The organism is Sunxiuqinia dokdonensis (assembly GCF_001270965.1).
Classification (GTDB): Bacteria; Bacteroidota; Bacteroidia; order Bacteroidales; family Prolixibacteraceae; genus Sunxiuqinia; species Sunxiuqinia dokdonensis.
Map to the genome: position 1 here is coordinate 1 of NZ_LGIA01000022.1, position 13,067 is coordinate 13,067.

10 protein-coding genes are annotated in these 13,067 nt (G+C 39.1%); 6 read left to right on the forward strand and 4 right to left on the reverse strand.

Going from position 1 to position 13,067, the window contains the following annotated elements; genetic code table 11:
* From NC99_RS01930 to NC99_RS01940, 3 genes are all read right to left on the reverse strand, one after another.
* On the reverse strand, positions 1–427 hold a 427-nt coding region (locus NC99_RS01930), incomplete at its 3' end, for a DNA methyltransferase (protein ID WP_162231121.1).
* A 125-nt stretch (positions 428–552) separates the two neighbouring features.
* Complete coding sequence (locus NC99_RS01935) at positions 553–2,211, reverse strand: RNA-binding domain-containing protein (protein ID WP_053179295.1); 1,659 nt, start codon at positions 2,209–2,211, stop codon at positions 553–555.
* A 1-nt stretch (position 2,212) separates the two neighbouring features.
* Positions 2,213–5,107 carry an SNF2-related protein gene (locus NC99_RS01940; RefSeq protein ID WP_053179297.1) on the reverse strand — a complete coding sequence of 965 codons (2,895 nt, stop codon included), beginning with the start codon at positions 5,105–5,107 and terminating at the stop codon, positions 2,213–2,215.
* 444 nt (positions 5,108–5,551) lie between these two features.
* On the opposite strand from NC99_RS01940, the gene NC99_RS01945 reads away from it, so the two are divergent.
* Together NC99_RS01945 and NC99_RS21785 are read left to right on the forward strand one after the other, a co-directional pair.
* The gene (locus NC99_RS01945; protein ID WP_053179299.1) at positions 5,552–5,986 is read left to right on the forward strand and encodes a DUF6573 family protein; all 435 of its coding nucleotides are present in this window, start codon (positions 5,552–5,554) and stop codon (positions 5,984–5,986) included.
* A gap of 45 nt (positions 5,987–6,031) precedes the next feature.
* Positions 6,032–6,247 carry a hypothetical protein gene (locus NC99_RS21785; RefSeq protein ID WP_157624358.1) on the forward strand — a complete coding sequence of 72 codons (216 nt, stop codon included), beginning with the start codon at positions 6,032–6,034 and terminating at the stop codon, positions 6,245–6,247.
* Positions 6,248–6,465: 218 nt separating this feature from the next.
* Here NC99_RS21785 and NC99_RS01950 read toward each other — a convergent pair whose 3' ends face one another.
* A complete protein-coding gene (locus tag NC99_RS01950; protein WP_316930776.1) occupies positions 6,466–7,791 on the reverse strand; it encodes an IS4 family transposase in 1,326 nt (441 codons plus the stop codon).
* Between the two features lie 571 nt (positions 7,792–8,362).
* Between NC99_RS01950 and NC99_RS01955 the strand changes: the two genes are divergently transcribed.
* The 4 genes from NC99_RS01955 to qatD are packed head-to-tail and all read left to right on the forward strand — an operon-like array spanning position 8,363 to position 13,054.
* Positions 8,363–10,213: a KAP family P-loop NTPase fold protein gene (locus NC99_RS01955; RefSeq protein WP_053179303.1), complete on the forward strand. Its 1,851-nt coding sequence runs from the start codon at positions 8,363–8,365 to the stop codon at positions 10,211–10,213.
* Complete coding sequence (gene qatB / locus NC99_RS01960) at positions 10,213–11,046, forward strand: Qat anti-phage system associated protein QatB (protein WP_053179305.1); 834 nt, start codon at positions 10,213–10,215, stop codon at positions 11,044–11,046. The genes NC99_RS01955 and qatB overlap by 1 nt, the downstream gene beginning before the upstream one ends.
* Positions 11,043–12,326, forward strand: a complete 1,284-nt coding sequence (qatC, locus tag NC99_RS01965) for a Qat anti-phage system QueC-like protein QatC (protein ID WP_053179307.1) — start codon at positions 11,043–11,045, stop codon at positions 12,324–12,326. The genes qatB and qatC overlap by 4 nt, the downstream gene beginning before the upstream one ends.
* A complete protein-coding gene (gene qatD, locus NC99_RS01970) occupies positions 12,323–13,054 on the forward strand; it encodes a Qat anti-phage system TatD family nuclease QatD (protein ID WP_053179309.1) in 732 nt (243 codons plus the stop codon). Before qatC ends, qatD begins: the two co-directional genes overlap by 4 nt.
* Positions 13,055–13,067: the final 13 nt, after the last annotated feature.

Sequence of the window (13,067 nt, forward strand, 5' to 3'; positions counted from 1 at the left end):
GGCAAATGTAGCATTTCCACTGTCTGCCAAAAATTTCATCACACATTACCTTGCAGTAATGTGCTTCATTGTCATCTAATGTTATCCATATACTTCCATCTGAACTTAATAGATTCCTTAATATTTTCAAACGATGACTTAATAAATTCAACCAAATGGAGTGCTCTAAACCATCATCATAGTGATCAAATGCATTTCCTGTATTATACGGAGGATCAATAAAAACACATTTTATTTTCCCGGCAAAGTCCTGTTCCAGGGCTCTCAACGCCAAAAGGTTGTCCCCGTGAATGAGCATATTTTCTGAATTTGGATCACCGTAGCTGTATTCCGGGTTTTCAATTAAAATCCGTGGTTCCAGCTTGGGTTCTTCGCCTTTGCCAATCCAGGTTAGTTCCAGTTTCTGGTTGTTATTGTTTTTTGCCATACGTTATAGTTGTTTCCTAAATTCATTTCCTGGCTTTCCTAAATTTTCATCCATTTAGAAAATCTAAATACCTGATTGTCAAATACTAAATAAAATTCATTCCCTAAATTCATTCCCTAATTCTCCTAAATTTTCACCCATTTAGGGAAGCCCCTACTCCCAATATTTTTAATTTTATCCTTTTTCATTTCTTGCAAGATATTTTCAATTTTCTTTTTTCGTTGTTTGTCATCCATATAATCAGGCAGCTTGTCTAATAGCAGGGTATCAATTTCTTCCCGTGTCGCAAAACTATGATTTTCAATGTGCTTTATAATAAAAGACATCAGCACTTCTTTATCTAATCCTTTATTTCTCGTGTATTCAGCCTTTTGGTTGGTTACTTCTGCAATTTGAGCAGAGATAAAGTAGTTGGGTTTTCTGCCTTCAATAAAGCCTTTTTTCTTCAATAATCTGGCTGCATTATCTGTAATGGGTATCGATTTTTGTACCTTATCTAAAAGAATAACTTCGGTAAGGTTCATTTCATCGATATGCTCAATAAGCAGTTTAGAGAAGTTTTCGTCTATGGCATTACCATAAATTTCCAATATAACTTCTTCTCTTTTAGACTTGGTATAATCGGGTAAAGGGAAATAGCGGAGGTACTGGCTTTTGGTCATTTTGTGAATACCATACCCAAGGCTATCAATCATATTGAGATTGAACATAGCCTCTACCAAAAATTTATTGCGGTAATTTTTAGGAGTTTTTTCACCTAACAAATAATCATCTGCTTTACCTTCAAAGAAAGACCCTGCATTTTCAAAAATGAGTTTATTGGCTTTTTCAGTGAGGAGAATACGGGAATTATAGCTGTAGTCTTGATGGGCAATACAGTTGTTGAGTGCTTCTAAAATTACTTCAGTATCATAGTTTAATACTTCGGTGGCAATGAGCTGATTGTTGGGAAAAAACTTATGCCTTACAATGCGTATTTGTTTCAATACTTCATTTATAGACAAGAATAATGGTGTGCCAAAATGCTCATAAGCCTTTTGGTCGGTGTCTAATTTCCATGTAATTTGAGCTACACTTGGGGAAATGAAATGTGAAGATTCTGGTTTTCCTAACAATAAAATAGCGGTATTTGTAATTTTACCATCGACTGTAATTTTAGCTTTATCCAAAAAAGTTTCGTCCGACCAGCCATCAATATCGTTGAAGAAGGGTTTCCCTACCAGTTTTTCTTTATACTTTTCTTTGGCAAGCTTAATTGCCTCGTTATCCAACGCTGTAATCGAGGCATTTTCAATAATCTTTGCCGACCAGTCATCCTGAGAATTGTAGATGATTTTGGCGTAATGCGGATAATCTTTCAAATGTGTGAGTGATGTTCCTATCCGTATCGAGGGTTTTCCCTGAAAATTAGTGGGTTCACCAACAGCGGCGGGGATTCGGAATAGTTCAACTTTGTGTTGAGCATCAAACATAAATTCAAAATAATCGAACCGGATAGAAGGTGTTAAATAACGTCTAATCCAGAATTCCAGATCATCGTTCCCATGTTTTCGTGATTTGAACTTATAATTTGTTCCTTTAACTGTGTGGTCATTATTGTCGATTCCCAATACTAACCAGGCGAAAGATTGATTATTTACACATGCGGCATTTGAAAGACCAGATATATAGTCACCTAATTTTTCGTCAGGTTTTATCGTACTTGACTTGAATTCTACCCATTCTGTTTCGCGGGGCAAAGCACGAAGTTCGTTCAATAAATTTTTTAATTCTGTATCGGTCATCTTAAATCAATTTCCATTTTAAGGTAAAAAGAATTTCTTCTGTAATTTTTTGTTTCAATCGTTCTTCAATGTTACCTAATAAATCGTCTTTTTTCAACTCAATTTGATCCTGGGCTTCAAAAAGATGTTTCCGTTTTTCATTTCGTTTTTTTTCCAGGTCTTTAATTGATCTTTGTTCGGCAACTTTTTTCTGCAAGTCTAATAATTTCCTTGCTTCTGCTTTGCGTAATTTTATTTCAGCATCAATATCCTTTATCTCCTTTTCAAGGCTAAGCTTCATATCGTCAGCCCAGTTATCCAGTTTGCTGTATTCTTCGTCAAAAAACTTGGCGTTTCGCTGTATGTTTTCATCCAGAATTTCCTGTTTCTGGGCGTGGCACAATTCATCAAACCGGCTTTGCATTTCTGTTGAAACTGAAACGGTTTTGCCTTCTTCTGCCCAAACCGAAAACAGCTTCCTGCAAATTTCAGCGTCCAGTTTCTCTCCATCATCGGTAACACCAGCCAGCATTAAGTATTCCTCGTTTTCAAATGAAGCAATGGTAAGCAGGTTCACCTGTAACCATCCGGTTTTCCCGGAAAGTTCCTCCAATAAAGTGATTTTGGTTGGGGTGTTTGTGTAATCGAACGTTATTTCCCGTGCCGGGAGCTTTTTGTTTTTACAAGCTTCAACAATCCGCTGGGCTAGAGGATGCCCAATACGGTAAACATTTGTGTCTTCTGCAATCTCAATCTCTGTTTTCCGTTTATCGTCCTTTGTTCGGAGAATCAAATAAGGTCCCGGATGAATGTTCTCGCTGGGAAATGGATTTTTCCTTAATCGGAAAGAATCTTCAGTATGGTTAAATTCGGCATAATCCTGCAAATAAAACCGGGTAATGTTCCAAAGCCACTGTTCATACTGGTTCAGGTACTCTTTTCCCTTCTCCATGTTGAATTTCAGCTTTTGGTGGACTTCTTCATCAAAGTTTTCCAGCAATTGCTTTTTGGTAACATCCATTTTCAGTTCGATGTCCGGTTCCAGTTCTTTTTGAAGCTTGTCGAATGCTTCCTTAATTTCTTCGGGACTGCGGTACTCTTGATAAATTTTGGCAATCCGTTTTTCAAAATCCACGCCGCTTTCAATGCTTCCCAACACTTCGTCGCTGGCACCAAACACCCCGTTAAACAGTTGGAATTTCTGGTCGAGCAACTGGTACACCCGCTGGTCGGCAGCGTTTGCCTTGTTCAGGAAATTAATAACCACGACATCGAATTTTTGCCCGTACCGGTGGCAGCGTCCAATTCGCTGCTCAATCCGTTGTGGATTCCAAGGCAGATCGTAATTGACTACCAGGGAACAGAATTGGAGGTTAATTCCCTCGGCTGCGGCTTCGGTCGCAATCATGATGGTGGCTTCGTTGCGGAAGTAGTCCACCAACGCCTGGCGCATATCAGCCGAGCGGGAACCGGTCGCCCGGTCGGTATCTTTGTGTTTTTCGAACCATTCCTGATAAATCTGTCTGGATTTAGAGTCGTTGTTCGAACCGTTAAAAAGAACAACCTCGCCGTTGTATCCATTCCCTTCCAGGATATTTCTCAAGTATTCCTGTGTCCGGGTCGATTCGGTAAAAATTATCGCTTTCTGTGCCGCCCCGAGTTCTTCCAGCTTTTCAAATCCTTTCTCCAATGCTTTTTGGAGCTTATCTCCTTTTGAGTTTGCCTTGATGGTTTTTGCCAGTGCTGCAAACTGCTTCAGTTCCTCCTTTTCTTCTTGAATGGATTCAATTTCTTCATCCGACAGAAGCTCAATATCATCGGGCAAATCGTTTTCTTCTTCCCATTCGTCCTGTACTTCTTCAAACAATTCGTAGTTGCCTGAAATTTCCTGTTCCAGGGCCGCTTCCTGTTTGTTGAGAATAGCTTCTAGCCGGTTTGCCAATCCTTCCAGTGTTCCCTGGATAGCGAAGGTTGAAGATGCCAGAAGTTTCCGCAGGATCAAGGTCATCAACTGCCGTTGGCTGTTTGGCAGGGCATACAAATTATCCCTTTGCAAATAATCTGAAACCAGGTCGTATAGTTCGGTTTCTTCTGTGTAAGGGTAAAATTCTTCCACCAGCGCAATCCGGTTGGTGTAGTTAATATATTCTAGAACCTGCTTTCGCAAAGTGCGCTGGCAAAGTGGTTTAAGCCGGGCTTTTAAGTCTTCAAAACTGTCGATTTCTGCCAGCCTTGAATACTGGCTTTTATAGCTTTTTAAGTCGCCAAAAGCGTAATCGTCGATAATGCTTACCAGTCCGTACAATTCGAGCAACGAATTTTGAAGCGGGGTTGCCGTTAGCAAAACTTTCTTACTGTTGCTGAGGGATTCTTTTATTGAGTTCCCGATTTTATTGGTAGGCTTGTACACATTTCTCAGCCGATGTGCCTCATCAATGATTACCAGATCCCAAAGTACATTTCTAACCTCCAATTCTTTTGACCGGGCAAACTGGTAAGAGCAAATCACGATTTCATTTTGCTCGAAGGGATTCCATTTCCCATCCTTAATCTCTCTGTTGAATGATTTTGCTTCCAGAATTACCGATGGGAGATAAAACTTGTCCACAAGCTCCTGGTTCCATTGTTTTCGAAGGTTTGCCGGAGCAATAATCAGCAACTTCCTTTTTCGTTCTGCCCACTTTTGCGAAAGAATGATTCCGGCTTCGATGGTTTTTCCCAAGCCAACTTCGTCTGCCAGCAATGCCCCTTTCGAAAGAGGAGATTTAAACGCAAAAAGAGCAGCCTCCACCTGATGTGGGTTGAGATCGACTTTCGCATCCTGAAGAGAAGCAGTGAGTTTTCCAAGGTCATCAGCTGATATTTTTCTGGTCAGCTCATGGGCAAAGTATTTGGCGTGGTAAGAAGTTAAATTCATTAGAAAAAGACCTTCAATTTTTTAAAAGCTAAATTTAACAACAAAGCCCTGATATCCTATCTCTTTTCGAGTGATTGTTTAAAAAATTGAAAAAGGCTAAAATATTATGATTGATTACTTTTATGGGGTGTTATGAAAGCGGTCATAAATGAATTTATACAGAGATTACTCCTTTCACTCAAATTTCCGACAAATTTATTGATCGCTTCCCTGAACGGTAAAGGGGAACTCGCTTTTCGTGGCTCGTTTCCTTCGGATGCGTTCAGCTTTTCCCTTTCCAAATCACACATGCTATCCACACGGAAAACCTGACATGCACCCCGTTGACCTCATCCGGGATAGCTCAATTGTGGTATGCCAAAAATTTAAGTTTAACGGCGTGCCAGACCCGTCCGGAAACTGACGGATGCCATTATAAGTCCGCAGGGCTAGCGGCGATCTATTATGAATGATTTCAAAAGTTTAAAACCAATTTCAGTCTATTCCACGAAACAAGCCGTTGATGATGGTTTTCTGATTCTAGTTGATCAAAAGGTTTCCCAGGAGGCTGGGATCCGTCATCCGGTTTACCTGACCCGGGCAGTTTGGGACAAATATGTTGAAGTTCCCAAAGGGATGGAAGGCCATCAGGACCAAGACGGCCGGTTATGGGATGCACTGTTCATGTTTGCCTTTTTCGCCCGGAGGGAGTCTTCTTCCCAGTTGCTTTTTAAGCTATTGGTTCAACTGCCGGATGCTGGCGATTGGGAGCAGAACGAAAAAGTAGCAGAAAGATCGAATCGGCTGTTGCGGGAAGTTATACTCAAAGCCGTGGTTACAGCCCGGGATTTTGATGATCCGTCGCCTGCGATTTTCATTATGAAACCGTTTGAAGATTAACCAATCCTGATGTTTGTTGTCAGAATTAAATGATCGGAGGTATTGATGATGAGATACAAAGATGATCCAAGACAAATTGCGGTACGTTATCCAAGTTATTGCGAAAAGTACCAGATGAGTTTGCCTCGTGGTACTGTAGCGTATTACTGGCCACGAAGCCGCACGCTGCTATGCTCTGATAGCGGAGAACCGGAATTCCGAAGTTTTCTTTCGGCTGCGGCCGATGAAGGTGTTTATTCCGGAAAAGGGAATCCTTTTTAGGTTAAACTACAGGGGCCGAGTGCCCATAGCCGTCAACCTAAATCCATAACTATCAGATTATGAGTATGTAGCTGTTTTTACCCCCGCTCCTTTTGAGAGCAGGGTTAATTTTAGTTATTTCATTCATATCAAGGAACTTTCTAAAGTTATTAAACGGGATTGAGTTATGCTGATTCACCCCGTTCTTTTTATTAAAAATAGTAATAATGTTCTATATGTCAATACATTGAGTGCATTATTTCTTCTGAGCTAAGCTTATTTTTTTTCTTCTCCAGCCAATGATTCCTGTATAATAGTTGATCAATCCACCCCCAAAAATGTGATAGCTCCTGTAAACCGTGTCTTAAGACATTTCTTAAACGGTAGGTGTTATCAAACAAGGTTTTAAAACATTTAAAGAGACTAAGCAACTTGCCTGTTTTCTCGTACATCAGGGGGCGTTTGCTCATGATGATATTCCAGTTGACAATCATCAGGAGTAGTTTAAAATATAGATGACACAACCACCTTGTGTATTTCATATTCCGGATATGATGCACCCCTAGTACTGATTTCCATATTTTGAAGACCAATTCAATTTGCCAGCGTATTTTATAAATCAGGGGAATAGCCGAAATAGGCAAGATATCTTCAGGAACATTAGTGATAATCAGGTTAAAACGGGACATCAATTTAAATTTTTCACTACTGGTATATCCTTTTCGTTTATGTGTTTTGTTTGATTTTAAGATACGCTGTTGGTATACCTCGTCGGGTAGGAGATCAATAATCAAGCGAACCGGTATCTTCGGTTCATTTCCGATACACACGTCTTTTTCAATTCTGGTCAGACCATACTTTTTCATGCGCCGGTAGAGGGCACCAAAATCCATCTGTCGAAGTTCCCCTGCCTTCAACTCATAGACGATTGTTTTTGGGCGAAGTCTGGAAATGAAGAATGCTTTCTTTTTCTCAATATTTAGAAAGGATTTGAATGCAAAGTAACCAAGATCCCGGATGATCAGGTCATTGCTCTGAACCATCTCCAGGGCTTCAAGTGAATCTCTGACATCAGGTCTGTTTGCGGCTGTCAGGCTCAGGTCAATGATTTGCCCACTTTTTAAATCAAACTCAAACTGAACACAGGCGCCAGCTTTGGAGGCTGCACCTCCCGAACCTGGGAGATGTTCGCTGTATTGTTCTGGAAGTTCAAACCGGGTCGAATCTTTTATGACAACCCGATTGAAAAAGTTTAGCCATCCGCTATCAAGCTGGCTAGTTAACTGGCCGCTAAGTTGCTTTTCTATAAGCAACTTCAGAAAATTTACTGCCTGGTTATTGAATCGTTTATCAATACCTTGTTTACTTATCCCAATATCGTGTGAAGACTGGGCTTCAACTGCAAGTTGATTGAGACTTTTTAACTTGGAAAAACTGGATTCATACATCATTAAATCAAAAAACACAAACGGGTTTAACTTGGATTTACGTTTCTTAAACCCCGCTTTAATAGCCGTATCCATCAATTCTTCTGAACTGAACAGCTTCTTTAAAGAACTTGCTATTTCTTGGGAGTTGTCTTTGAACTCCCCCCTTTATATTTAGTAAAAAAACTAAAAACCAGATCTACCAAATTGAAAATCGACAAATCCGGTTTTCTTAGGTTGACGGCTATGGGCCGAGTGCCCCTTTTTTGTTCGTTCTCTTTTTCAGGAAGATATGTTGCAATAGTTAAGGAGCATCACCTTTAAATGTTCGACAATGCCAATCTTGATATCATCCCAGTTTTCACAAAACACGGCATAAGCATCACCTGAACAGATGATCTGCGGTCGCTCGTCCATATCCCGCATGGTTTTTAGATGATGTCGATTTCATTGAGGGTGAATTTTGTGTCTGTCATTACTCATTTGTCCTTTCATGGCTGTGATGAAAGGACAATGGCAGGGTTTACCGGGCAGCGGTACGCACAAAGGATATTGAAACTATTTTGTATTTACATTTGAATAAACATCAACTAAAAATTGTAGAATAGCGGTTCCTTTTTTCCAGTTTTGAAATTTAACCTATTAGAATTTTCATTACATTTATGCTTCTATAAAAGAAACAACTAACTTACTTAAACTGGGCTTCTAGATGTGGACAGATAATGAAACCGACAAAGACTTTCTAAATTTTGCTTGCACGGCAGATACGGTTGCTAAGCTTATTATTGAAGCAAAAAACGAACCTGTTTCAATAGGTGTTTCCGGTCAATGGGGTGTTGGTAAATCGTCTATGATTAAGCTCATAAGAAAATCTTTGAATCCCGAAAAAAATAAGCAGTTTGTATTTGTTGAATTTAACGCATGGCTATATCAGGGATATGACGATGCAAGAGCGGCTTTAATGGAAGTTATTGCCAATAAATTAACAGATGAGGCTGAAAAAAGGAATCAAGGCATAGAAAAGGCCAAGGATTTTCTCAAAAGGGTTAATTGGTTAAGAGTTTTAAAAGCAGGTGTAGGGATTGCCACACCTCTAGCGTTTGGGTTACCACCACTAGGAATTATCAGCGAAATTTTAAGTATATCTAAAAAAATTCAGAGTGGCGAACTTTCACAAAATACACTCGAAGCGTCAGAAAAAACGGCTCAGGAAACATTTGAGAAATTTTCTGGATTTTTAAAACCCAAAGAAGAAAAAACACCTCCAAAAGAAATTCAAGCAATACGTAATAGTTTTGAAGAAACGTTGAATGAGATCGGTATCACACTTGTAGTTCTTATTGATGACCTTGATAGATGCTTACCGGAAACGACAGTTTCAACGTTAGAAGCAATAAGACTTTTCTTGTTTTTAAAGAACACTGCTTTTGTTATTGCCGCAGATGATGAGATGATAAAACACGCCGTCAAAAAACATTTTGAGTTAGATGATAAAAAAGACCTTGTTATTAATTATTTTGACAAGCTAATTCAAATTCCATTAAGAGTTCCTGCGTTGGGAACACAGGAAGTCAGGGCTTATCTAATATTATTATTTGTAGAAGCAAGTGGATTAGAGGACGCCCAAAGAGAAGAAATTCGGGGTCAAATAATTAAGCAATTATCATTAAGTTGGCAGGGTAAACGGGTTGATAGAGCATTTATAAATGGTCTTGGTATTACTTTACCCCGCTCCCTTTTGCAAAAGGTTGAAACGGCAGAACTGCTTGCTAATATAATGACAACATCTACAAAGATTAAAGGGAATCCTCGACTTATAAAACGTTTCTTAAACACCTTGTATATCAGAATGGCTATTTCAGAATCATTAGGGGTCAATGTAGATGAGTCAGTGCTTGTAAAACTATTACTCTTTGAGCGTTGTGGGAATCCCAGTGCTTATTCTGAATTGCTGTCAAAAGTAAATGAAAATGTAGAAGGTAAACCTAGCTTTCTGAAACAGTGGGAAGAAGACATTTCAAAAGGGAAAAAAATTGAATTAACCGAAAATTGGAAAGACGATGAGCATTTTGTCAAAGAATGGTTGGAGCTTTCCCCAACATTATCCGATAGAGACTTAAGAGGCGCTCTTTATGTCAGTCGGGAACATACTCCTTTGATAACACCGGAAGACAGATTGTCTTCTTCTGCAATCGAATTATTGGAAGTATTTATTAATACCCCAGACGTTGCTTCAAGTTTTGCCGATAAATTGAAAGCAATTCCTAAATCAGAGCTCAGTATCATTATGGATAGGGTACTAGATAAAGCCAAACAGGAAAAGGAATGGGGTACTCCTAAGATTCTTGGTTCTTTGATAACAATTTCAAAGATAGATTCAATGCAAGCGCAACGGTTGACGACATTCCTTTCAAATCTAACCCCCTCCCAAATAAGACCTGCTATAATCCCTAGAATATCCAATGAAATTTGGGCTAAACCAGTTATGGAACATTGGTTAGAAGTAGATACCTCACAACAAGTAAAGAAAGCTATTAACATCAAAACAAGGAAAAAGTAATGGGAACATCTCAATCAAGCAAGGGGCCCAAAGGAAAAGTGCCTTTAGTACCACCTTGGGCGGAAGATAGTAACATTAAGACGCCGACACAGTCAGATGGCAGGGATTCTGGAGACAATGGTGATGGACCATCCAGTCCCAAAGATATCCCTCTTGCCCCAGCAGGTAGATTCAGAGCTGCGCGGACAAATATTAATAATTTTGCTAAGCACGGTGACAAAGAAAAACTAAGGAAAGGAATTGGCCATTACATTAGAACAGGATATGGTGGCTCAAAAACAGCAACAAAAAGACTGAGTAGAACGGTAGATACTGCCGGTGTCCTTTTTGATTTTCTTTCCTCGATTTCAACAGGGCGAACAAGTTCAGGTCAGCCCTTCCAAGAAATAGATATTCAGGCATTTCAAGGGAAAAATGAGAATGAAATCACAGATGCAATTATTAATGCCGTTCGTCCTATTGACGGAGACCTCGACTCCGAAGTAAGCCAAAATTCTATAAAAAATGCTTTCGCTGAACTTTTAGAAAGAGAAGAAGATACTGACTTATTAAATTTAACGGACGACCAACGATTATTTGTTGTCGAGAAATTCGTAAGCAACGATGTATTTGCCCGATTTGAATTAGACTTAGGCAGAAATATTCTTGATAATGCTCCGACCAGTGTTGCAGCAACACGCCTTCAAGAAGCCAAAGACTATATCCGTGAGGCAGTTTCTGCAAAATACCAGAAAAAGATAACTAAAGATACTATAACACCTTCTTCCATTAGGAAACTCATACAGGATGTATTATTAGAAGCATTTGAAATTTTTGAAAGCGATGCACTATGAAAATATATTGTACTCCACAAAAAGGTAGTGAAAATAACTACAACCAAGATTTAAAAGTAGTCTTATTTGGGAAAGCAGATAATCGTGCTGAAGGTTACATTGGGGAACAAATTTGGCAAAAGGTCATAGCCGAAAAAATTAATCCGTCCTCAAAGGCGTGGGATTTATTGTCAATAGCCTTGTCTGTTATTTCGGCTGATTATGCCGGTCATAGAAAAAAGAGTCATGACGGTTGGACTAGAGAATTTGAAATGGTCGTAGCTGTAATCGATAAGGACTTTTGGAATGGTCAGGCTTTCTTACTGTCAAAGCTTTTAGGCTTTCTTACCTCTGACAGGTGGCATTTTACTTTCGTGGATGGTGGATTTCAACCGAAAGCTCCTAAGTCAAGTGAATTTAAAGTCATTGAGAATGATTGTGTAGTATTATTATCCGGCGGATTAGATAGCCTTATTGGAATAATTGATTTGGTTGCCCAGGAGCATAATCCTGTTGCCGTTAGTCAATTAGTACCCGGAGATGCTGAAAAGCAAAGAGACTTTGCAAAAATATTCAATCCAAACGTTCCACACATTCAATTTAATCATAACAAAAAGTTTCCAGACAGCGAGACGCCTTCATCACAAAGGGCTAGGTCAATTATCTTCTTAGCCTATGGCATTTTGATTGCGACTTGTCTGAAAAATTACAAAGAAAGAAAAACCGTAACACTCTATATGTGCGAGAATGGATACATATCTCTTAACCCGCCACTGACAGGTATGCGTATTGGCAGTTTAAGTACTAGAACAACGCACCCGATTTATTTATTAATGTTTCAAGAACTGATAAGCAATGCCGGATTGAATGTTACCATTGAGAATCCTTATAAGGATAAAACCAAAGGACAGATGCTTATAAATTGTAAAAACCAAGCATTAATAAAACAATATGCACATAAGTCTACGAGTTGCGGGCGTTTCAAAAGACATGGGCATAAGCATTGTGGGCGTTGTGTCCCCTGTCTTGTAAGACGTGCTGCATTTAAAGCTTGGAGAGAAATTGACCAAACAAATTATATCTATGATGATTTGTCTATTGACACCCCAAACTATGCTCAATACGACGATGTTAAATCAATTGCAATCGCGATAAAAGAGGTTGAGAATAATGGGCTTGATAAATGGCTCGGAGCGCAATTAAATTCAGCTATACTGGGTGACACTTCAACTTATAAAAAGACTATTCAGATTGGGGTGGCTGAACTTAAAAAGTTTCTTCAAGGTTATAACATTGTATGATAGATTTTCATTGTCACCTTGACCTTTTCCCTGACCCCAAAAGTATAGCAGAAGAATGCGGGGCACGAGATCTGTATGTATTGGCTGTTACAACAACGCCAAGTGCATGGGTTAAATCAAACCAATTAAGCACAAATAATAAACGTATAAAAACAGCACTCGGCTTGCATCCCCAATTAGCGTTTGAAAGAGAGGAAGAACTTTCTCTTTTTGATAACCTTCTTCCAAAGGTTAGATATGTTGGCGAGATTGGTCTGGATGGTTCTCGCGACTTTATAAAAACATGGGATGCCCAAATTCGTGTTTTTTATCACATTCTCAATTCCTGTCAAAATAGTGGTGGAAAAATATTGTCAATACATAGCCGCAAGGCTGAAAAAAAAGTGATTGACTTGTTATACAATTTTCCTAAAGCAGGTATTCCTATTTTGCATTGGTATTCTGGCAGTCTTGCTGAATTAAAACGCGCTATTGATATAGGATGCTGGTTTAGTATTAATCCAGCAATGGTTAAAAGTAAATCTGGGACTCGAATTATTCAGGAAATTCCCAAAAGCAAAATTGTTTCTGAAACCGATTCTCCATTTACCGGGGAATACGATAATCCATACAAACCATGGGATGTAGAATTGGTATATATTGGATTGTCAAAAATTTGGGGTATGCCTTTAAATGATACAAAGAAATTAATTTGGAATAATTGCAAGAACTTGCTTAATCCCAAGTAATCAATTTATAAAA

Bases quoted from the DNA above. Each gene is read 5' to 3' on its own strand.
- NC99_RS01935 (WP_053179295.1), bottom strand. From the start codon at position 2,211: ATGACCGATACAGAATTAAAAAATTTATTGAACGAACTTCGTGCTTTG.
- NC99_RS01940 (WP_053179297.1), bottom strand. From the start codon at position 5,107: ATGAATTTAACTTCTTACCACGCCAAATACTTTGCCCATGAGCTGACC.
- NC99_RS01945 (WP_053179299.1), top strand. From the start codon at position 5,552: ATGAATGATTTCAAAAGTTTAAAACCAATTTCAGTCTATTCCACGAAA.
- NC99_RS21785 (WP_157624358.1), top strand. From the start codon at position 6,032: ATGATGAGATACAAAGATGATCCAAGACAAATTGCGGTACGTTATCCA.
- NC99_RS01955 (WP_053179303.1), top strand. From the start codon at position 8,363: ATGTGGACAGATAATGAAACCGACAAAGACTTTCTAAATTTTGCTTGC.
- qatB (WP_053179305.1), top strand. From the start codon at position 10,213: ATGGGAACATCTCAATCAAGCAAGGGGCCCAAAGGAAAAGTGCCTTTA.
- qatC (WP_053179307.1), top strand. From the start codon at position 11,043: ATGAAAATATATTGTACTCCACAAAAAGGTAGTGAAAATAACTACAAC.
- qatD (WP_053179309.1), top strand. From the start codon at position 12,323: ATGATAGATTTTCATTGTCACCTTGACCTTTTCCCTGACCCCAAAAGT.